The 19,308-nt window shown below is 68.2% G+C and carries 18 protein-coding genes; 14 read left to right on the top strand and 4 right to left on the bottom strand.

The window, feature by feature from the left end; translation table 11 throughout:
- Positions 1-29: 29 nt before the first annotated feature.
- The 3 genes from VOI27_RS01790 to VOI27_RS01780 all read left to right on the top strand — a co-directional run bounded on the left by VOI27_RS01790 (position 30) and on the right by VOI27_RS01780 (position 3,880).
- On the top strand, positions 30-2,429 hold the full coding sequence (locus VOI27_RS01790; RefSeq protein WP_323763571.1) for a fimbria/pilus outer membrane usher protein: 2,400 nt from the start codon (positions 30-32) through the stop codon (positions 2,427-2,429).
- On the top strand, positions 2,429-3,358 hold the full coding sequence (locus tag VOI27_RS01785) for a spore coat U domain-containing protein (RefSeq protein ID WP_323763570.1): 930 nt from the start codon (positions 2,429-2,431) through the stop codon (positions 3,356-3,358). The genes VOI27_RS01790 and VOI27_RS01785 overlap by 1 nt, the downstream gene beginning before the upstream one ends.
- A 366-nt stretch (positions 3,359-3,724) precedes the next feature.
- The gene (locus VOI27_RS01780) at positions 3,725-3,880 is read left to right on the top strand and encodes a hypothetical protein (protein WP_323763569.1); all 156 of its coding nucleotides are present in this window, start codon (positions 3,725-3,727) and stop codon (positions 3,878-3,880) included.
- A gap of 39 nt (positions 3,881-3,919) precedes the next feature.
- On the opposite strand, the gene VOI27_RS01775 is transcribed toward VOI27_RS01780, so the two are convergent.
- The gene (locus VOI27_RS01775) at positions 3,920-4,354 is read right to left on the bottom strand and encodes a peptidylprolyl isomerase (protein WP_323763568.1); all 435 of its coding nucleotides are present in this window, start codon (positions 4,352-4,354) and stop codon (positions 3,920-3,922) included.
- A gap of 292 nt (positions 4,355-4,646) precedes the next feature.
- Between VOI27_RS01775 and VOI27_RS01770 the strand changes: the two genes are divergently transcribed.
- The 7 genes from VOI27_RS01770 to VOI27_RS01740 all read left to right on the top strand — a co-directional run bounded on the left by VOI27_RS01770 (position 4,647) and on the right by VOI27_RS01740 (position 12,074).
- Positions 4,647-6,053 carry a PAS domain S-box protein gene (locus VOI27_RS01770; RefSeq protein ID WP_323763567.1) on the top strand — a complete coding sequence of 469 codons (1,407 nt, stop codon included), beginning with the start codon at positions 4,647-4,649 and terminating at the stop codon, positions 6,051-6,053.
- A 92-nt stretch (positions 6,054-6,145) separates the two neighbouring features.
- On the top strand, positions 6,146-6,832 hold the full coding sequence (locus VOI27_RS01765) for a haloacid dehalogenase type II (protein ID WP_323763566.1): 687 nt from the start codon (positions 6,146-6,148) through the stop codon (positions 6,830-6,832).
- A 1-nt stretch (position 6,833) separates the two neighbouring features.
- Positions 6,834-7,658, top strand: coding sequence for an alpha/beta hydrolase (locus tag VOI27_RS01760; RefSeq protein WP_323763565.1), 825 nt, complete (start codon positions 6,834-6,836; stop codon positions 7,656-7,658).
- On the top strand, positions 7,655-8,629 hold the full coding sequence (locus tag VOI27_RS01755) for a threonine/serine dehydratase (RefSeq protein ID WP_323763564.1): 975 nt from the start codon (positions 7,655-7,657) through the stop codon (positions 8,627-8,629). Before VOI27_RS01760 ends, VOI27_RS01755 begins: the two co-directional genes overlap by 4 nt.
- Positions 8,630-8,716: 87 nt before the next feature.
- Positions 8,717-9,922: an endonuclease/exonuclease/phosphatase family protein gene (locus tag VOI27_RS01750; protein ID WP_323763563.1), complete on the top strand. Its 1,206-nt coding sequence runs from the start codon at positions 8,717-8,719 to the stop codon at positions 9,920-9,922.
- Positions 9,923-10,036: 114 nt separating this feature from the next.
- Positions 10,037-10,828: a 3-oxoadipate enol-lactonase gene (gene pcaD / locus VOI27_RS01745; protein ID WP_323763562.1), complete on the top strand. Its 792-nt coding sequence runs from the start codon at positions 10,037-10,039 to the stop codon at positions 10,826-10,828.
- Between the two features lie 151 nt (positions 10,829-10,979).
- Positions 10,980-12,074 (top strand): Zn-dependent alcohol dehydrogenase, encoded by a 1,095-nt coding sequence (locus VOI27_RS01740; RefSeq protein WP_323763561.1) that lies wholly within the window; start codon positions 10,980-10,982, stop codon positions 12,072-12,074.
- A gap of 5 nt (positions 12,075-12,079) precedes the next feature.
- Here the strand turns inward: VOI27_RS01740 and VOI27_RS01735 are convergent, their stop codons facing one another.
- Entirely contained in the window at positions 12,080-12,508 is a 429-nt protein-coding gene (locus VOI27_RS01735; RefSeq protein WP_323763560.1) for a GNAT family N-acetyltransferase, read from the bottom strand.
- A 27-nt stretch (positions 12,509-12,535) separates the two neighbouring features.
- Here VOI27_RS01735 and VOI27_RS01730 point away from each other — a divergent pair, with 27 nt between their 5' ends.
- Together VOI27_RS01730 and VOI27_RS01725 are read left to right on the top strand one after the other, a co-directional pair.
- A complete protein-coding gene (locus VOI27_RS01730) occupies positions 12,536-13,768 on the top strand; it encodes a mandelate racemase/muconate lactonizing enzyme family protein (protein WP_323763559.1) in 1,233 nt (410 codons plus the stop codon).
- A gap of 117 nt (positions 13,769-13,885) precedes the next feature.
- Positions 13,886-14,164 carry a metalloregulator ArsR/SmtB family transcription factor gene (locus tag VOI27_RS01725; RefSeq protein WP_323763741.1) on the top strand — a complete coding sequence of 93 codons (279 nt, stop codon included), beginning with the start codon at positions 13,886-13,888 and terminating at the stop codon, positions 14,162-14,164.
- Positions 14,165-14,208: 44 nt separating this feature from the next.
- On the opposite strand, the gene VOI27_RS01720 is transcribed toward VOI27_RS01725, so the two are convergent.
- Entirely contained in the window at positions 14,209-14,832 is a 624-nt protein-coding gene (locus VOI27_RS01720; protein WP_323763558.1) for a hypothetical protein, read from the bottom strand.
- Between the two features lie 126 nt (positions 14,833-14,958).
- Between VOI27_RS01720 and VOI27_RS01715 the strand changes: the two genes are divergently transcribed.
- The gene (locus VOI27_RS01715; protein WP_323763557.1) at positions 14,959-16,002 is read left to right on the top strand and encodes an aldo/keto reductase; all 1,044 of its coding nucleotides are present in this window, start codon (positions 14,959-14,961) and stop codon (positions 16,000-16,002) included.
- Positions 16,003-16,088: 86 nt separating this feature from the next.
- Positions 16,089-16,760 (top strand): thermonuclease family protein, encoded by a 672-nt coding sequence (locus tag VOI27_RS01710; protein WP_323763556.1) that lies wholly within the window; start codon positions 16,089-16,091, stop codon positions 16,758-16,760.
- Positions 16,761-17,084: 324 nt separating this feature from the next.
- Here the strand turns inward: VOI27_RS01710 and scpA are convergent, their stop codons facing one another.
- Entirely contained in the window at positions 17,085-19,214 is a 2,130-nt protein-coding gene (gene scpA, locus VOI27_RS01705; protein WP_323763555.1) for a methylmalonyl-CoA mutase, read from the bottom strand.
- Positions 19,215-19,308 lie beyond the last annotated feature (94 nt).

Here is a 19,308-nt window from a genome sequence, read left to right as displayed (position 1 = left end):
TCGTCGGACGGCGGCGCCGGAGACCTGCCATGTATGCGATCCGCTTGACCCTCACTGCCGGCGCCATAGGCCTCGGGCTGACTGCCGCGGTGGCCCAGACCGACATGATGTCCGATCTGCTGCTCACCGCCGAGGTGTCAGAGGACCTCGACGCTGAAGCGGTGCCGCTCTATCTCGCAGTGACGGTCAACGGGCTCGACACCGAGCTGATCGCCGAGTTCTCGGCCGATCTCGACGGCAGCAACATGGCCGCGCCGCGCAGCGAGTTGCAGGAGCTGGGCATCCGGCCGCCGCTCGGCACCGCTCGGATGGTGCGGCTCTCGTCGATCGAGGGGCTGAGCTATCAATACGATCCCGCCAACCAGCTGATTCATATCGCCGTGCCGCATGACGGCCTGCTGCCAGAAGTGGTCTCGGCCGCCTTTGCGCCCGAGTTCGAAGCCTCCGAAGGCGCTTGGGGTGCGGTGCTGAATTACTCGCTGGTCGGTGACACCGGCTTTGGCGACAGTTTCGAACATTACGACGGCACCCTCTCGGCCAACCTCGATGGTTGGGTATTTGCGCCGCTGGGCCGGCTGGCGAGTTCAGGCTATTTCACCCAAGACCTCGGCCCCGGGGGCGAGGCCCGCTCGCTGCGGCTCGAGACCTCGTTCACCACCGACCTGCCGGAACCGGCGCTGAGCCTGACGCTGGGCGATTTCACCACCGCCGGGCCCAGCTGGACCCGGCCGATCCGCATGGCCGGCATCGAGCTGCGGCGGGACTTCTCGCTGCGCAGGGATCTGGTGACCGACCAGCGGTTTTCCTATTCCGGCGCCGCGGCGGTGCCCTCGTCGGTCGATGTCTTCATCGAGAACAGCCGGGTGTTTTCCGCCAATGTCACCGATGGCCCCTTTCGGCTCGAGGATGTGCCGGTGCAGGGTGGCGGCGACGCCGAGATCGTGGTGCGCGGCATCGATGGCCGGATCAGCCGGCGCACGGTCAGCTTCTTCAGCTCCGACGGGCTGCTCAAGCCGGGGATGGCGGATTATGCGCTGGCCTTTGGCCGCGCCCGCGAAGGCTTTGGCGTCACCAGCAACGATTACGGCAACGACGGTATCTTCACCGCCAGCCTGCGCTACGGGTTGAGCAAGACGCTGACCGTCGACGGCCATTTCGGCGCCACCGACCGGCTGCAGCTGGCGGGCGTGGGGCTGACCGCGGTGCCGCTGTCACTGGGCGAGGTGCGGCTGGCGCTGGCAAGCAGCGATTTCATGGGCCGCACAGGCAATTTCGCCCAACTCGACCTGCAGACCCAGATCGGCAAGGTCGATCTCCGCACCTCGAGCAGCCGCACCGACCCGGGCTTTGCCGATCTCGCCTATGTCACCGGGCTCGATTACCTCGAGACCTCCGGCGGCACCGCCGGCTCGCTACTCGAAGTGCCGCTTGCGCAGGACGTGGTCAGCCTGTCGATTCCGTTCAGCAAGTCGAACCGTCGGCTCGGCCTGTCCTATGTCAGCGCCCGCCGCGAGACCTCGCGCGACGAACTGGCCTCGATCTCCTTTGGCACGCCGATCCGCGGCGGGCGCGGCGCCTTCAGCCTCAACGGCAGCTACAGCTTCGAGACCCACGACACCCGGATCACGGCCGGCCTGTCGATGAAGCTGGGCAAGCGCACCCATGGCCAGGCCACCGCCTATCGCGACAGCACCGGCCGCGAGACCCGCGACCTGACCCTCAGCCGGACCCGCGGCGAGGGCATCGGCGCCTGGGGCTATCACCTGCAGGCGGCGCAGCGCGGCGACCGGGTGCCGGTGCGGCTGAAGGGCGACTACCGCAGCCGCTACGGCGAGCTTACGGCCGAGGTTCAGACCCAGGGAGACGGAGCCTATCTGCGCGGCCAGATCGACGGCGCGGCGGCGCTTGCAGGGCGCGAGTTCGCCATGGGCAATACCGTGAAGGACGGCTTCGCGGTGGTCGACCTCGGCGTTTCAGATGTGCCGGTCTATCTCGACAATCGCCCGGTGGCGCGCACCAATGCCCGCGGACGGGTGCTGGTCAACGGGCTCAACGCCTATCGCCGCAACCGGCTCTCGGTCAATGTGCGCGACCTGCCTGACACGGCCTCGCTCGGCGTCTCGGCGGCCGAGATGGTGCCGGCGCGCGGGGCCGGGCACTACGTCAGCTTTGGCGGCACGACCGAAGGCGGGGTGCTGGCGGTGCTGCGCGATGCCAGCGGCGCGGTGCTGCCGGCGGGCACGGTGATCCATGTCAACGGCAGCGGCTCGGAGACCTATGTCGGCTATGACGGCGAGGCCTGGATCGAGACGCCCGCAGCCAGCAACAGCATCACCGCCGAGATCGCCGGCGGGACCTGTACCGCGCGCTTCGCCTACCGCCCCTCGGCGGCGCTGCAGGCGGTGATCGATCCGGTGGAGTGCCTTTGATGCTGCGTATCCTGGTTGTCATCGCGGCCCTGTGCCTCCTCCTGCTGATGACCACGCCGCTGCGCGCAGCGACCTGCGAAGCCAACATGAGCGACATCGATTTCGGCGCCGTCAGCCTGCGCTCCGGCGAGGTCAACCGCACCTCCGGGACGCTGACCGTGACCTGCGCGGGTCTCCTGAACGAGACGGTTGGCGTCTGCCTCCGCTTCGGTGCCGGCAGCGGCGGGGCAGGGCCCGGCAATGCGCCGCGCTTCATGTCCGGCCCGACCGGCCAGTCGTTGGCCTATCAGCTGCGCCTTGGCGGACACGGTGCGGTGCATGGCACGCTGAACGAGGTCTACCTGCCGGTTGCCGTGGTCAGCTCTGCCGGACAGGTGACGATCCCGATCTATGCCGAGCTGCTGGCGAATGGCACCGAGTTCGTCACCGGCGCCTACCAGTCGACCTTCTCCGGACTGCCGCATATCGAGATGAGCTACGGCATCGTCAGTTGCGAGCTCTTCGGCCAGAGCCACCCGGTGTCGGATTTCGCCGTCTCGGCGCAGACCGTGGCGAGCTGCGAGCTGGATGTCGGATCGCTCGATTTCGGTCAGATCAGCAACCTCGCCGCTCCGGCGGACGCCACTGCCGCGGTCGATATCCGTTGCACCTCGGGTACCGGGTATTCGGTCTCGATGGGCCTGGGGGACGGGCCCGGCGTGTCGGACCCGGCACTGCGGCGGATGCAGGGGGCGCTGGGCACCTTGGCCTACGGGCTTTACCGCGACCCTGCCCGCAGCCTGGTCTGGGGCGAGGCGGCCAACCAGCGCAACAGCGCCACCGGCACCGGCTATGGCCAGAGGTTCACGGTCTATGGCCGCATCCACGCGGGTCAGCAGGCGCCGGCAGGTAGCTATGGCGACAGCGTTGTCGTGACGGTGCATTACTAGCCCGGTTGCTCCGCGCCCCGGCCAACCGTAGCCTCGGGCGATGAATTTGGTTTTTCTTCACGGCGCCCCCGCGACCGGCAAGCTGACGGTGGGCCAGGCCCTCGCGTCACCGACCGGAGGCCGGCTGTTCGACAACCACGTGAGTATCGATCTGGCGCGGTCAGTCTTCGAATTCGGCGCGCCGGGGTTCTGGGATCTGGTGATCGCGGCGCCATCGCGGCCCGCACCGGGAGGCCCCTGCTGATCACCACCAACGCCTATCATCATCCCGCGGACCTGCCGGTTTTCGAGGCATGTGAGGCTGCGCTCCTGGCAGAAGGCGGCACGCTGCTGCCGGTCTTTCTGTCCTGTCCGGAAGAGATCATGATGGCGCGGGTCACGGCTGCGTCTCGCGTGGCGCGGCGCAAAATCGCCCCTGTCCCGCGGGACGGCTGTCTCAGGCTCGACACCGGGCAGCTCTCGGCGCAGGCGGCCGCTGAGGAGATCCGCGCCCATTTCGATTTGCCGCTGCGGGCGGCATGAGACCCGCCGCAGAGCGGCGGGTCCTCGGTCGTTCTTGCCTCAGGCGGCCTTGATCTCGACCAGCTCGATGGCGAACTTCAGGTCCTTGCCGGCCAGCGGGTGGTTGGCGTCGAGCGTCACCTGCTCTTCGGTCACGTCGACCACGGTCACCGGCATCGCCTGACCGGTGGGCGTCTGCACCTGCAGCTGCGTGCCGATGTCGAGCGGGATCTCGGCCGGGATGTCGGCGCGCGGCACCGCCTGGCGGGCGTTGGGATCGGCCTGGCCATAGGCTTCGTCGGCCGGCACGTCGACGACCTTCTTGTCGCCCACTTCCATGCCCGGGATCGCCTTGTCGAGGCCGGGGATGATCTGGCCGGAGCCGACGGTGAATTCCAGCGGATCGCGGCCCTGCGAGCTGTCGAAGGTGACGCCGTCTTCCAGCGTTCCGGTATAGTGAATGGCAACGGTGTCGCCAGATTTGACCTGGGTCATGAAAGCTCCAAAACTGGGGGGAATGAGAGGGGGAGGCCGCCGCTCTGACGGGTGCTCCGGGTTTATGACGCGCCACAGTAACGATCTGCGCCCTGATTGGCAAATCACGCGTCCTGTCCGCCTAAAGCCTCAAGCGCGCCGATTGTTCCCGGCCGCGGCGGGGTTTCGCGCGGGGATAAACTGAATCTGGCGCGGTGGGGCGCTTTACTATACAATTGAAGCAGTCTGCCTTGCGGTTCGGTTTCCCGTTTCGAAAGACGGCGAAAAAAACGCATAGGACGGAGACGGTTGCTTGGCACTGAATTTCGACCCCGGGGCGCTTGCCGGGCTTGGTGCCCTTGACCTGCTCGAGGCGATGCATGACGAGGTCGTGATGCTGGATGCCACCGGCCGGATCGTCGCGGTCAACGCGGCCTGGCGGCGGTTCTGCATCGAGAACGGCGGCGACGAAGACACCTGCTATCTCGGCCAGAGCTATTTCCAGACCTGCAACACCGCCGAAGGCGACTCGAGCGCCGAGGCGCGGCTGATCGCGACAGGGTTGCAGAAGGTGCTGATCAACGGCCAACCGTTCCGCTGCGAATACCCCTGCGACAGCCCGACGCTGAAACGCTGGTTCGAGCTGACGGCCAACCGGCTGCAACATGACGGCGCGGTCTATCTCATCGTTCAGCACCGCAACATCACCACCCGCAAGAGCGAGCAGCGCGAGGTCGAGGAGGCCTTCATCAAGGCCAGCGCGATGACCGCGCTGATCGCCACCTCGAACGACGCGATCATCAGCTATGACCTGCGGGGGCGGATCATCACATGGAACCCCTCGGCCGAGCGGCTCTATGGCTACCGCGCCGACGAGGCGGTGGGCCGCCCGCTCGAGCTGATCTATCCCGAGGGCTGGCCCAAGCCGGTGAGCCAGTACCGCGACGAGATCATCGCCGGGCGGCTCGAGCGGTTCGAGGCGCCGCGGGTGGCCAAGGATGGCACCGTGCACGAGGTCTGGATTGCCTGTGCGCCAATCCGCAGCCCCGAGGGCGAGGTGGTGGCGATCTCCAACATCCACCGCGACGTCACCGAGATCCGCCGCGCCGAAAAGGCCCGCGAGGTAATTGCCGGCGAGGTGATCCACCGCGCCAAGAACATGCTGAGCATCGTCATGGCAATCCAGCGCCAGACCGCGCGGCGGGCCGGCTCACTCGAGGAATTCAACACCGCCTTCGAGGCGCGGCTGCGCTCGCTGTCGCAAAGCACCGACCTGCTGGTGCAGAGCAATTGGACCACGGTCTCGCTCAGCCAGCTGATCGACCGCCATCTCGAACCCTTCATCGAGCTGGGCGACGGCCGGATCGAGCGTATCGGCCCCGACATCGACCTGCGGCCGCAATGCGTCCAGACCATCGGCATGGCGCTGCACGAGCTGGCGACCAATTCGGTCAAGCACGGCGCCCTGCGCGACGGCCATGGCCGGATCGGCATCCGCTGGTCGCTGGAAGCCGGCGCGGATGCCAGGCTGCACCTCTGCTGGGACGAGACCGGCGTGCCGATGGCCCCGGTGGCGCCCGCCGCCAAGGGCTTCGGCAGCACCGTGCTGACCACGCTGGCGCCCTCGATGCTGGCGGCGCAAAGCGCATACGACATCGGCCGCGACGGCGTGACATGGTCGATCCGGGTGCCTGACGAGCATTTCAGCCTGCCAAGCTGAAATCGCCCCCACCGGCTGTGACACGGGAGGGCTGGCAATTGCCGCGCCCATCGGCATGATGGCGGCGACCGACATGACCAAAGGCCACGCCCATGACCATCACCACCTGCATCTTCGATGCCTATGGCACGCTGTTCGACGTCGCCGCCGCTGCCCGCCTGGCCGCCGAGGCGCCGGGGCAGGACCACTGGGCGGGAAAATGGCCGGCACTGGCCGCCGACTGGCGGGCCAAGCAGCTGCAATACACCTGGCTGCGGGCGATCACCGGCGATCACTGCGATTTCTGGCAAGTCACGCAGGAGGGCCTCGACTGGGCGCTGGAGCAACAGGGGCTCGACGGCGATGCCGAACTGCGCGAGCGGCTGCTGGCGCTCTACTGGGAATTGCAGGCCTACCCGGAGGTGCCAGAGATGCTGGCGGCGCTGAAATCCGCCGGGCTGAACACCGCGATCCTGTCGAACGGCTCGCCAGACATGCTCAATGGCGCAGTGGGCAGCGCCGGGCTCGAGGCGCTGCTCGACGACGTGCTTTCGGTGGAGAGCGTCGGCATCTTCAAGCCGGCGCGGCAGGTCTATGACATGGTCGGCGCGCGGTTTGACTGCCGCCCCGACCAGGTGCTCTTCGTCTCGTCGAACGGCTGGGATGCGGCCGGTGCCTCGGCCTATGGCTTCCGCACCGTCTGGGTCAACCGCGCCGGCGAACCGATGGACCGTCTGCCGGGCCGCCCCGGCGAGGTGCTGTCCGACCTGACCCGCATCCCAGACCTCGCAGGCGCCTGAGATGGCGCGGTTCACCACTTCCGACGGGCTGTCGCTCTACTACGACGACCAGGGCGATGGCCTGCCGCTGCTCTGCCTTTCGGGCCTGACCCGCGACAGCCGCGATTTCGACTATCTGCTGCCGCATCTGACCGGCTGCCGGGTGATCCGCCTCGACTATCGCGGCCGCGGCAAATCCGATTTCGCGCCCGACCCGCTCAGCTACACCATCCCGCGCGAGGCGCAGGACGTGCTGGAACTGCTGGCGCATCTGGGTCTGGCACAGGTTGCCGTGCTCGGCACCTCTCGCGGCGGGCTGGTGGCGATGGGGCTGGCGATGGGCGCACCGGCCGTGCTGTGCGGCGTGGCGCTCAACGACATCGGCCCGGTGATCGCTCCGGGCGGGCTCGAGGTGATCATGGGCTACCTCGGCAAGCCCCCGGTGTGGACAAGCTACGACCAGGCCGCAGCCGCCCGTCCGGCGGTGATGAAGGGCTTTGCCAACGTGCCCGCCAGCCGCTGGCGCGCCGAGGTCGAGAAGTTCTTCGACCAGACCGACGCGGGCCTCGCGCTCACCTATGACCCGAAGCTGCGCGATGCGGTGATCGCCGCCGGAGCCCAGCCGGTGCCCGACCTCTGGCCGATGTTCGATGCGCTGGCCGGCAAGCCTCTGGCCATCATTCGTGGTGCCAATTCCGACCTGCTCTCGCCAGACACCCTGGCCGAGATGCAGGCCCGCCGCCCCGATGCCCATGTCGCGGTGGTGCCAGACCGCGGCCATGTGCCCTTTCTCGACGAACCCGAGGCGCTCTCGGCGCTGACCGCCTGGCTGAAGGAGCTGACATGAACATCGACCGCATCGAAGCCGCCCGTGACCGCATCAAGAGCGCCGTCCGTCGCACCCCGCTGCTCTCGGCGCCGCTGCTCGACGAGATCGCCGGCCGCCGCGTTCTGGTGAAACCGGAGTGCCTGCAGCTCACCGGCAGCTTCAAGTTCCGCGGTGGCATGTCGGCGGTCTCGGCCCTGCCGGAGGACGTGCGCGCCCGCGGCGTCATCGCCTTTTCCTCCGGCAACCACGCCCAGGGCGTGGCGCTGGCCGCCCGGCGCTTCGGCGTGCCAGCAGTGATCATCATGCCCTCCGACGCTCCGGCGATGAAGATCGCCAACACCCGCGCCTATGGCGCCGAGGTGGTGCTCTACGACCGCGGCGTCGACGATCGCGACGCTCTGGGCGACCGGCTCTCGGCCGAGCGCGGCCTGACCCTGATCCGCCCCTTCGACGATCCGGAGGTGATTGCCGGGCAGGGCACCTGCGGGCTGGAGATCGCCGAACAGGCGGCCGCGCTCGGCATCACCCGGGCCGAGGTGCTGACCTGCTGCGGCGGCGGCGGGCTGACCTCGGGCATCGCCCTGGCGCTCGAGGCCCATGCGCCCGCCATGCGCGCCCGCCCGGTCGAGCCCGAGGGCTATGACGATACCACCCGCTCGCTGCGCTCCGGCCAACGCGAGCGCAATGCCACCGAGGCCGGCGGGCTCTGCGATGCGATCCTGACCCCCAGCCCGGGCGCGCTGACCTTTCCGATCCTGCACCGGCTCTGCGGCCCCGGCGTGGTGGTCAGTGACGACGAGGCCCTGCGCGCCATGGCGCTGGCCTTCGCCCATCTTAAGCTGGTGGCCGAACCCGGCGGCGCGGTGGCGCTGGCGGCGGCGCTGTTTCACGGCGCTGAGCTGGAGTGTGACACGGTGATCTGCACCATCTCCGGCGGCAATGTTGACGCCGAGGTCTTTGCCAGGGCCCTGGCCCGTGGCCCCGACTGAGGGCCACGCGCGCGGCCGATGAAATCGGGCTTGCGTGCCGGCCCGGCGGGTGCTTCCCTCGATGCCGCAGCCAAGGGGGAGCGCGCGATGACCGACTTCACGATTGCCTCGTTCAACGTCAAGAACCTGATCGGGCCGGACCGCGAATACTACCGCTACCAGAGCTACACCCCCGAGGAATACGCCTGGAAGACCGACTGGCTGGCCGACCAGCTGCTGACCATGGACGCCGATATCGTGGGCTTCCAGGAGATCTTCGAAGAAGAGGCGCTGACCGCGGTGATCGAAGAGGCCGACGCCCGCGGCGCGGCACTCAATGCCGCCGCGATCCCGGATGCCTCGCGGCGCTATCACCGCAAGGCGATCTTCCGCAAGCTGGCCTATCGCACCTACGAGGACGCCTCGCTGGCCTTTGCCGCCAATGCCGCCGACGCGGGGGTGCCGGGCGAACGTCGCCCCGGCGTGGCCATCCTGTCGCGCAGGGGCTTTGCCGAAGACCCCGAGGTGATCCAGGACCTCGAGACGCCGCTGACCATCCCCTTCAGCCCGCTGCGCGGTCTCGAGGGCAGCGACAGCGGTCACTTCACCCTGCGCCGGCTGTCGCGCCCGATCCTCAAGGCGCGCATCCCGGTGGGCGGCCATGTGGTCACCGTATTCAACTGCCACCTGAAGTCCAAGCTCGGCGAATACATCCCCCCGGCGGGCGCGGCCTTCGCCCCCGAGCAGGACCTCACCCGATACGACCCGCTCGGCCGGGTCATGGGCAGCCTGCGCGCCGCCACCCGCCGCATGGCCGAGGCCTGGGTGCTGCGCCGCGAGATCCTGGCCGAGCTTGACGCCGGCCACCCGGTGATCGCGCTGGGGGATCTCAATGATGGCGAACATGCGGTCAGCTCCGAGATCGTCTCGGGCGAGGTGCCGTTCCGCAACTACGCCTGGATGCTGCGCCACGACGCGCAGCACCGCGCCGACCGCTACAGCGAGACAGAGGCCCGCCGCATCACCGAGGATGTCGAACGGGTGCGCCTGCATTCGGCCGAAAAGCTCTTCGTCCGCAAGTCCCTGCGCGACATGGTTTATACCACTTCCTTCGGCGGCACCTTCGAGAGCATCGACCAGATTTACCTCTCGCGCCACTTCCATCCCGACTACGGCAACCGCATCGGCGAGATGGCGTATTTCAGCGTGCTCAACGACCACCTGACCGACGGCAGCCACCCCGAGGCGCCCTACAACAAGCTCGCCTCGGACCACGGCCAGATCATCGCCCATATGCGCCTGACCCAGGACTGATCCACCGCTCCCCCGTTCATCTTGCCAAACAAACCTCTGCGGGGGTGCGGGGGTGCAAAACCCCCGCTCCGACATCCACCACACCCGCCGCCGCCCGCAAAAGGACCCCCCGCCATGCCCCAGTTCATCACCGCCAACGGCATCCGCCTGCACATCGATGACGCAGGCCCCAAGGACGCCCCGCCGGTGGTCTTCGGCAACGCCCTGGGCTGCGACATGCGGATCTGGGACGCGGTGCTGCCGCATCTGCCGCCCGGCCTGCGGTTGATCCGCTACGATACCCGCGGCCATGGCCTTTCGGACTGTCCGCCAGGGCCCTATGCGATGGGCACCCTGGTGCGCGACGCCGAGGCGCTGCTCGATGCGCTGCAGGTGCGCGAGGCGGTCTTTGTCGGGCTGTCGCTGGGCGGCATGGTGGCTCAGGGGCTGGCGGTCAAGCGGCTCGACCTGCTGCGCGCCGTGGTGCTGTCAAACACCGCCGCCCGAATTGGCACCGCCGCCCAGTGGCAGCAGCGGATCGATGCGGTCGGGGCAGGGGGGCCGGCGGCGCTGACCGATACGCTGATGCCGCGCTGGTTCACCAGGGCCTTCCGCGACAGCCCGCCGGCGCAGGCGATCCGCAGCATGGTCGAACGCCAGCCGGGCGAAGGCTATGCCGGCTGCTGCGCCGCGATCTCTGGCACGGATTTCTATACCCCCACCTCGGGGCTGCGCCTGCCCTGCCTCGGCATCGCCGCCAGCGAGGACGGCTCCACCCCGGCCGATCTGGTGCGGGAAACCGTCGAGCTGATTCCTGGCGCCCGCTTCGCGTTGCTGCGCCGCGCCGGACACATGGCGCCGGTGGAACGGCCAGAGGCCTATGCGGCGCTGCTGTCGGGGTTTCTGAGGGAGATCGGCCATGTCTGATTGGAAGGTGAGTAATGCATCGTATTTCGCGCGGCCTCCCTTCTGTGCAGGGCGTGACATGACCTTGCGTCATCAATCGTCTGACGTGACTTTCCGGCTTTTCTCGCCGCCCGCCGTTTGATTGGGTGGAGCCTTCACAGGGAGGGACACCATGCCGCAAATCCAAGCTGCCGTGCTCAGGGCCTTCGGCGCGCCGCTGGCGATTGAGGAGGTCACGCTGCGCGATCCCGGGGCCGGCGAGATCGAGGTCACGCTCGATGCCGTGGCGATCTGCCATTCCGACATCTCCTTTGCCGAGGGCGGCTGGGGCGGCACGCTGCCGGCGGTCTATGGCCATGAGGCGGCGGGACGGGTGACCGCGCTCGGCGCCGGGGTGACCGGGCTGGCCGCGGGCGACTTCGTGGTCGTCACCCTGATCAAGCCCTGCGGCAGCTGTCCGAGCTGCGGCTCCGGCAAGCCGACGATCTGCGAGACGCCCACCATCGAGCCGCCGAAGCTCACCGACGGCGAGGGCGCTGTCGTGGGCGCGGCGATGAACTGCGGCGCCTTCGCCGAACGGGTCGTGGTCGGTGCCAATCAGGTGGTGAAACTGCCCCAGGACCTGCCGGCCGAGAGCGCGGCGCTGCTGGCCTGCGGCGTCATCACCGGCGTCGGCGCGGTGATCAACGCCGGCCGGCTGCGCCCCGGCGAGGACGTGGTGGTGATCGGTGCCGGCGGCGTCGGGCTCAACGCCATCCAGGGCGCGCGGATCGCCGGCGCGCGGCGGATCATCGCCGTCGACATGAGCGAGCAAAAGCTCGCTATGGCGCGCGACTTTGGAGCCACACATGGGATTCTGGCCACTGGCGAGGCACCGTGGCAAGAGGCGATGACGCTGCTTGACGGACGCGGGGCCGATGTGGTGGCGGTGACGGTCGGCGCGATCCGCGCCTATGACGACGCGCAGCGCTATCTCGGCTGGGGCGGGCGGATGGTCATGGTAGGCATGCCGCACAGCGGCGCCATGGCGCAATACGAGCCGGTGGTGAATGCCTTCATGGGCTCGTCGATGGTCGGCTCCAAGATGGGCGACGTGGTGATTGCCCGCGACATCCCCTGGATGGCCGATCTCTACCGTCAGGGCCGGCTGAAGCTCGATGAGCTGGTCTCGGGCCGCTGGCGGCTGGACCAGATCAACGAGGCCATCGCCGACACCAAGTCCGGCGCCGCCCGGCGCAATGTCATCGTCTTCGACCGCCCGGCGTGAGGGAATCATTCCAGGTCGAAAGCGCCATCCCAGCCAAAGCCGACAAACCGCTGTTCGTCACCGCCAAGCGACCGGTAGAGCGCCAGCGCCGCTGTGTTGTCGGGCTCGGTGCCGAGCCAGATGCCGGCGCAGCCGATCGCGCGCACATGGGCGAACAGCGCCTCGGTCACTGCCCGTCCCAGGCCCCGGCGACGGTGGCTCTCGCGGGTGCCGACCTCGTTGACAAAGAACCCCGGCCGCTTGTCGGGATGCAACAGCACCGTGCCGGAGGCAAATGACACCAGATCGCCAGCCTCTGTCGCCACGGCCATCGCCTGCAACGGGCTCATCAGAAAGGCGCGTGCCTGATCGGGGCGCAGCGCATGATCGAAGAGCCCCGGGGTGACATTCTCCAACAGCGCGATATCTTGCGCGCCAAGAATACGAACCTGCATGACCGATCCCCGAACAGAAAGCCTGCCATGAAACTCGCCGATCTCGACGTGATTGTCACCGCTCCGCCGGCCCCGGGCTGGGGCGGGCGCTACTGGATCCTTGTCAAGCTGACCACCGATGACGGCCTCACCGGCTGGGGCGAATGCTATGCCGCCTCGGTCGGCCCCCGGGCGATGGAGGCGGTGATCCGCGACGTCTTTGAGCGCCACATGGCCGGCGACAGCCCGGAGAACGTCGAGCGGATGTTCCGCCGCGCCTATTCCTCGGGCTTTACCCAGCGCCCCGATCTCACCGTCATGGGCGCCTTCTCCGGCCTCGAGATCGCCTGCTGGGATATCCTCGGCAAGGCTCGCGACCGGCCGGTCTGGGCGCTGATGGGCGGCATGATGAACGAACGCATCCGGGCCTATTCCTACCTCTACCCGCTGAAACACCACAAGCTTCCGGAGTTCTGGGTTTCGCCCGAGATGGCGGCGGACAGTGCGCGCGATCTGGTGGCGCGGGGCTATACGGCGGTCAAATTCGATCCCGCCGGCCCCTACACCCTGCGCGGCGGGCATCAGCCGGCGCTCAGCGACATCTCGCTGTCAGTGCGGTTCTGCGAGGCGATCCGCGAGGCGGTGGGCGACCGCGCCGACCTGCTCTTTGGCACCCATGGCCAGTTCAGCACCGGCGGCGCGATCCGGCTGGGGCAGGCGATCGAGGCCTACCAGCCGCTGTGGTACGAAGAGCCGATCCCGCCCGACAACCTGCTCGAGTTCCGCAAGGTGGCCGAGGCGGTGCGCATCCCGCTGGCCACCGGCGAGCGGCTGACCACCCGCGCCGAGTTCGGCACCGTCCTGCAGACCGGCGGCGCCAGCATCCTGCAACCGGCGCTGGGCCGCGCCGGCGGGCTCTGGGAGACCCGCAAGATCGCCGCCCTGGCCGAGCATTTCAACGCGCAGGTGGCGCCGCATCTCTATGCCGGGCCGGTGGAATGGGCGGCCAATGTGCAGCTTGCCGTGACGATCCCCAACCTGCTGATGATCGAGACCATCGAGACCCCCTTTCACCTCGACCTGATCGGCGGTGCGCTGCAGGTGGAGGGCGGCTTTGTCACCCCGCCCACCGCGCCCGGCCTCGGCATCGAGGTCGACGAGGCGCTGGCCCGCGCGCATCCCTACGAGGGCGAGGGGCTGCACCTCGAGATGCAGGAGGCACCCTGCGATTACGTCTCGGGCAACGTCTTTGCCGGCGGCGCGCCGGTGCGTCAGGACTGATCCGGCAAAGCCGATTGCCGTTGGGTCAGGCGGCGTGGTATGTCAGTTGCGATGCAATCTGACAAGCAGCAGCCAGGCCTCGTGAGCGCCCCTTCTCCCGATCCCGAACCGCGCGACATGGCCGAGAATGCCAAGGCCGCCGCGGGCTATCTCAAGACGCTGGCGCATGAGGGCCGGCTGATGATCCTGTGCCATCTGGTGCAGGGCGAGATGTCGGTTGGCGCGCTCGAGACGACCCTCGGCATGCGGCAGGCGGCGGTCAGCCAGATGCTGGCCCGGCTGCGCGACGAGGGGCTGGTGGTCACCCGACGCGAGGGCAAGGTGATCCATTATTCGCTGGCCGACGCGCGCACTCGGCGGATGATCGGGCTGCTCTACGAGTATTACTGCAGCTAGCCGGCCTGCTTTGGTGTCGGTGCCGGTCGTCGCTCAGGCGACGGTCAGCCGGCGGCGGCGGCCAGTTCCGGCCCGGCTGCGCCCTGTCGCACCTGCCAGTCACGCACCGGCGCGGTGCGCGCCCGCAGCCGGGTCAGCCGCCAGCCCGGCGCCTCCGGTGCATGCGCCGGATCGAGCCGCCAGCGGCTCTCCACCCCCGGCGCGCCGCCCTCGGCCCCCGGTGTCAGCAAGAGCCCCAGCGGACGGCCGCCAAAGGCCTCGGCCCCGGTCTCGGCCGCCAGATGCATGCGCCGCACCTGCGTCAGGCTGGGCAGGCCCGGCAGATCGCCCACCACCAGCGGCGCCGCACCGGAGCGCAGCACCTCCTCCAGCGTCCAGAGCACATCCTCGGGCCGGGTCGGATGCACGAAGAGGAACCGCTCGGGCGCACAGAGCGCGGCCAGGCCGGGGCCAAAGAGCGCGTCCTTTTCCCAGGCCGGCGCCACCCAGATCACCGGTCCGGGCCCGGCCGCCTGCACCGCACCGGCGACCCAGGCCGCCAGCGTGCGCCGCGCCCTGCCGCAGAGCTCGTGCACCCGCATCTGCGAAAACGACAGCTCGCCCATCACCGACAGGGCAGGGCGCGTCCGGTGCGGCGCGCGGGTCAGAAGGGCGTGGTGACGACTCATGCCGCCATTGTAAATGTTCGCGCTATGTTCTCAAGGGCCATGGCGACGACCGGGCGGTTCGATCCGGGGTTTAACTTTCCGGCGCGCGCGTTAGGTTCCGGCGCAACTGAACAGGGGACATGAACCATGAAGATGACAAAGCTCGGCCGCAGCGGCCTCGAGGTGTCGCAGCTGTGCCTCGGGACGATGACCTTCGGCACCCAGACCCCACCCGCGGCCGCCCATGCCCAGATCGACCGCGCACTCGAGCGCGGGGTGAATTTCATCGACACCGCCGAGATGTACCCGGTCAACCCAAAGACGCGCGAGACCACCGGCCTGACCGAGGCGATCATCGGCGACTGGATCGCCGCCAGCGGCCGCCGGCAAGAGGTGGTGCTGGCCACCAAGCACTTGGGCGAGGGCTCGAACCAGTCGCCCGACGGCGGACCGATCACCTCGGCCACCATTCCGCGATCGATCGAGGGCTCGCTGAAGCGGCTCAAGACCGACGTGATCGACCTCTACCAGTTCCACTGGCCCAACCGCGGCTCCTACATGTTCCGCAAGAACTGGCGCTACGACCCCTCTGGCCAGGACCGCGCCGCGGTGATCGCCGACATGGAGGACTGCCTCGGCGCCCTGCAGCGCGAGGTCGAGCGCGGCACCATCCGCGCCTTCGGCATGTCGAACGAGAGCGCCTGGGGCACCACCCAGTGGATCGAGGCGGCGAACCGCATTGGCGGGCCGCGCGTGGCGACCTTGCAGAACGAATACTCGCTGATGTGCCGCCTGGCCGATACCGACGTGGCCGAGGTGTGCTGCAATGAAGAGGTCAGCCTGCTGCCGTTCTCGCCACTGGCCTGCGGCTACCTGACCGGCAAGTACAGCGGCGGCGCGGTGCCAGAGGCCTCGCGGATGTCGATCAACCCCGACATGGGCGGGCGCCAGGGCGACCGGGCGCTGGCGGTGGCCGATGCCTATGTCGCCCTCGCCAACAAGCACGGGATTGACCCGGTGCATATGGCGCTGGCCTGGACCGTGCAGCGGCCTTTCGTGGCGTCGTCGATCTTTGGCGCGACGACGCTGGCGCAGCTCGACCACGCGCTCGACGCCGCCGACATCACCCTGTCGGACGAGCTGCTCAAGGAGATCGACGCGCTCAACCGCGCCCATCCGATGCCCTTCTGAGCGCTTAACCTTTCTTAACATTTCACCTTGTGCCGGCGGGTCTTCCGCCGCACATTAACCAGATGTTAAGACTTTGTTTACCCTTTGTGCTTCTTCTGGGCACGCTTTGCGCCGGGCTCATCGCTCTGCCTGTGGCGCATGCGGCACAGGCAGAGATCTCGGGCCTTGTCCGGGTGATCGACGGTGACACGCTCGATGTGGGGGGCAAACGCATCCGCCTCTTTGGCATCGACTCGGTCGAGCGCGACCAGACCTGCCGCCACCCGTCGCGCGGCACCTGGCCCTGCGGCCGCGAGGTGACCCGAGAGGTCGCCACCTGGCTTGACGGCAAGACCCTGCGCTGCACCCGCGAAGACACCGACCGTTACGGCCGCATCGTCGCCACCTGTCACCTGGGCGGCACCGACGTGGGCGAAGCGCTGGTCAGCGCCGGCCTGGCCTTCGCCTACAAGACATACTCGACCCGCTACGTCCCGCAAGAGGCCCGCGCGCTGTCCGCCGGACGCGGCCTCTGGACTTCGGTGGTGCTGCGCCCCGAGGCCTTCCGCAGCCAGAAGCGCGCCAGGGTGCAGCCGGTGGTGCCGACGCGGGCGGGCTGCACGATCAAGGGCAACATCGCGTCCAGCGGCGAGCGGATCTTCCACGTCGAGGGACAGCGCGATTACGCCAGAACGGCAATCTCACTACAGAAGGGCGAACGCTGGTTCTGCACCGAGGCCGAGGCCCGCCGTGCCGGCTGGCGCAAGGCGCACCGCTGACGCCGGCCCAGACCACCAAAGCCCGCACCCACACGCCCCCGCTCCCCCTTCATCTTGCCAAGTAAACCTCCGGGGGGAGGCCGCAGGCCGGGGGGCTGGCCCCCCATGCGCCAACGCCGGCCCCGCGCGCCAAAGCTCACAGTCGCACGCCTCCGCTCCCCTTCATCTTGTCGAGTAAACCTCCAGGGGGAGGCCGCAGGCCGGGGGGCTGGCCCCCCCTCGCGCCGACGCCGGCCCCGCGCGCCAAAGCTCACAGTCGCACGCGCCCGCTCCTCCGACATCCGACCAAGCAGACCGAGCGGGGGGCTCGCGCCCCTCCCAGCCTCAGCCCCGCGCCTCACGGATCAGCCGGAGAATATCCTGCGCCGCGGTCGGAATATTCGTTCCCGGCCCGAAGATCGCCTTCACCCCGGCACCCTTGAGGAAATCGTAGTCCTGCTGCGGAATGACCCCACCGCAGATCACGATGATGTCGCCCGCATCATTGGCCTTCAGCGCCTCGATCAGCTGCGGCGCCAGCGTCTTGTGGCCGGCGGCCTGCGACGAGATCCCCACCACATGCACATCGTTGTCGACCGCGTCCTGCGCGGCCTCCTCGGGCGTCTGGAACAGCGGTCCGACGTCGACGTCGAAGCCGATATCGGCAAAGGCGGTGGCGATCACCTTGGCGCCGCGGTCATGCCCGTCCTGACCCATCTTGACCACCAGCATCCGCGGCCGGCGGCCTTCCTCCTCGGCGAACTCCTCGACCGATTTCTGGATCGCGGCAAAGCCCTCGTCGCCCTCGTAGGCCGCGCCATAGACCCCGGCGAGGGTCTTCACCTCGGCGCGGTGCCGTCCGAATACCTTTTCCATCGCCATGCTGATTTCTCCTACGCTGGCCCGGGCACGCGCGGCCTCGACCGCCGCTTCCAGAAGGTTGCCGCCCTCTTTGGCGCGGCGGCTGAGCTCGTCCAGGGCCGCGTCGCAGGCTGCCTGGTCGCGGCTGCCGCGGATCCGCTCGAGCCGGGCGATCTGGCTCTCGCGCACCTTGACGTTGTCGACGTCGAGAATGTCGATCGGATCCTCTTTGTCCTTGCGGTACTTGTTGACGCCCACGATCACCTCTGAGCCGCGGTCGATCATCGCCTGGCGGGTGGCGGCGGTCTCCTCGATACGCAGCTTCGGCATGCCCGAGGCCACCGCCTTGGTCATGCCGCCCATTTCCTCGACCTCCTCGATCAGCGCCCAGGCTTTCTCGGCCAGGTCATGGGTGAGCTTTTCGACGTAGTAGGAGCCGGCCAGCGGATCGACCACATTGGTCACCCCGGTCTCTTCCTGCAGGATCAGCTGGGTATTCCGCGCGATGCGGGCCGAAAAGTCCGTCGGCAGGGCAATCGCCTCGTCCAGCGCGTTGGTGTGCAGCGACTGGGTGCCGCCGAGGACGGCCGACATCGCCTCATAGGCGGTGCGGATGACGTTGTTGTAGGGGTCCTGCTCCTGCAGGGACACGCCGGAGGTCTGGCAGTGGGTGCGCAGCATCTTCGAGCGGTCGTTCTTGGCCCCGAACTCGGTCATGATGCGGTGCCAGAGCAGCCGGGCGGCGCGCAGCTTGGCGGCCTCCATGAAGAAGTTCATGCCGATGGCAAAGAAGAACGACAGCCTTCCGGCGAACTTGTCGACATCCATCCCCGCCTCGATCGCGGCGCGCACGTATTCGCGGCCGTCGGCGAGGGTATAGGCCAGCTCCTGCACAAGGTTCGCGCCGGCCTCCTGCATGTGGTAGCCGGAGATCGAGATCGAGTTGAACCGCGGCATCTCGTTCGAGGTGTATTCGATGATATCCGAGATGATCCGCATCGAGGGTTCCGGCGGGTAGATATAGGTGTTGCGGACCATGAACTCCTTGAGGATGTCGTTCTGGATCGTGCCCGAGAGCACCGATTTGTCATGGCCCTGTTCCTCGCCGGTGACGATGAAACTGGCGAGGATCGGGATCACCGCGCCGTTCATCGTCATCGAGACCGAGACCTGATCAAGCGGGATGCCGTCGAACAGCAGCTTCATGTCCTCGACCGAATCGATCGCCACGCCGGCCTTGCCGACATCGCCCACCACGCGCGCATGGTCGCTGTCATAGCCGCGGTGGGTGGCGAGGTCGAAGGCGACCGAGACGCCCTGCTGGCCGGCGGCGAGGTTGCGGCGGTAGAAGGCGTTGCTCTCCTCGGCGGTCGAAAAGCCGGCATATTGCCGGATCGTCCAAGGCCGGCCGGCGTACATCGTGGCCTTCGGGCCGCGGGTGAAGGGCGCAAAGCCGGGCAGGGTGCCCATATGCGGCAGCCCGGCGGTGTCTTCCTGGGTGTAGAGCGGGCTGACCTCGATGCCTTCCAGCGTCTTCCAGGTCAGATCCTCGAGCGGCCGGCCGCGCAGTTCCTTTTCCGCCAATGCCTTCCAGTCATCCTTGGTCTGGCTCATCGCCTTGTCCTTTCTTTGCGGCAGGGCAGCATGCGCGCCTGCAAAATCGGTTGCATTGGCGCGGGCTCACGCCATTCTCAGTCGTAATCAGATG

This window comes from Marinovum sp., from assembly GCF_034669705.1.
In the GTDB taxonomy this organism is placed as follows: domain Bacteria; phylum Pseudomonadota; class Alphaproteobacteria; order Rhodobacterales; family Rhodobacteraceae; genus Marinovum.
The sequence above is the reverse complement of the archived record's forward strand: the minus strand, read 5'-3'. Positions and strand labels throughout refer to the sequence as shown.

What these genes read in the sequence shown, in the direction of transcription:
- VOI27_RS01755 (WP_323763564.1), top strand. Translation starts at nt 7,655, where the DNA reads ATGAACATCGACCGCATCGAAGCCGCCCGTGACCGCATCAAGAGCGCC.
- VOI27_RS01790 (WP_323763571.1), top strand. Translation starts at nt 30, where the DNA reads ATGTATGCGATCCGCTTGACCCTCACTGCCGGCGCCATAGGCCTCGGG.
- VOI27_RS01765 (WP_323763566.1), top strand. Translation starts at nt 6,146, where the DNA reads ATGACCATCACCACCTGCATCTTCGATGCCTATGGCACGCTGTTCGAC.
- VOI27_RS01780 (WP_323763569.1), top strand. Translation starts at nt 3,725, where the DNA reads ATGGCGCGGGTCACGGCTGCGTCTCGCGTGGCGCGGCGCAAAATCGCC.
- pcaD (WP_323763562.1), top strand. Translation starts at nt 10,037, where the DNA reads ATGCCCCAGTTCATCACCGCCAACGGCATCCGCCTGCACATCGATGAC.
- VOI27_RS01725 (WP_323763741.1), top strand. Translation starts at nt 13,886, where the DNA reads ATGGCCGAGAATGCCAAGGCCGCCGCGGGCTATCTCAAGACGCTGGCG.
- VOI27_RS01730 (WP_323763559.1), top strand. Translation starts at nt 12,536, where the DNA reads ATGAAACTCGCCGATCTCGACGTGATTGTCACCGCTCCGCCGGCCCCG.
- VOI27_RS01785 (WP_323763570.1), top strand. Translation starts at nt 2,429, where the DNA reads ATGCTGCGTATCCTGGTTGTCATCGCGGCCCTGTGCCTCCTCCTGCTG.
- scpA (WP_323763555.1), bottom strand. Translation starts at nt 19,214, where the DNA reads ATGAGCCAGACCAAGGATGACTGGAAGGCATTGGCGGAAAAGGAACTG.
- VOI27_RS01715 (WP_323763557.1), top strand. Translation starts at nt 14,959, where the DNA reads ATGAAGATGACAAAGCTCGGCCGCAGCGGCCTCGAGGTGTCGCAGCTG.
- VOI27_RS01750 (WP_323763563.1), top strand. Translation starts at nt 8,717, where the DNA reads ATGACCGACTTCACGATTGCCTCGTTCAACGTCAAGAACCTGATCGGG.
- VOI27_RS01720 (WP_323763558.1), bottom strand. Translation starts at nt 14,832, where the DNA reads ATGAGTCGTCACCACGCCCTTCTGACCCGCGCGCCGCACCGGACGCGC.
- VOI27_RS01735 (WP_323763560.1), bottom strand. Translation starts at nt 12,508, where the DNA reads ATGCAGGTTCGTATTCTTGGCGCGCAAGATATCGCGCTGTTGGAGAAT.
- VOI27_RS01775 (WP_323763568.1), bottom strand. Translation starts at nt 4,354, where the DNA reads ATGACCCAGGTCAAATCTGGCGACACCGTTGCCATTCACTATACCGGA.
- VOI27_RS01760 (WP_323763565.1), top strand. Translation starts at nt 6,834, where the DNA reads ATGGCGCGGTTCACCACTTCCGACGGGCTGTCGCTCTACTACGACGAC.
- VOI27_RS01740 (WP_323763561.1), top strand. Translation starts at nt 10,980, where the DNA reads ATGCCGCAAATCCAAGCTGCCGTGCTCAGGGCCTTCGGCGCGCCGCTG.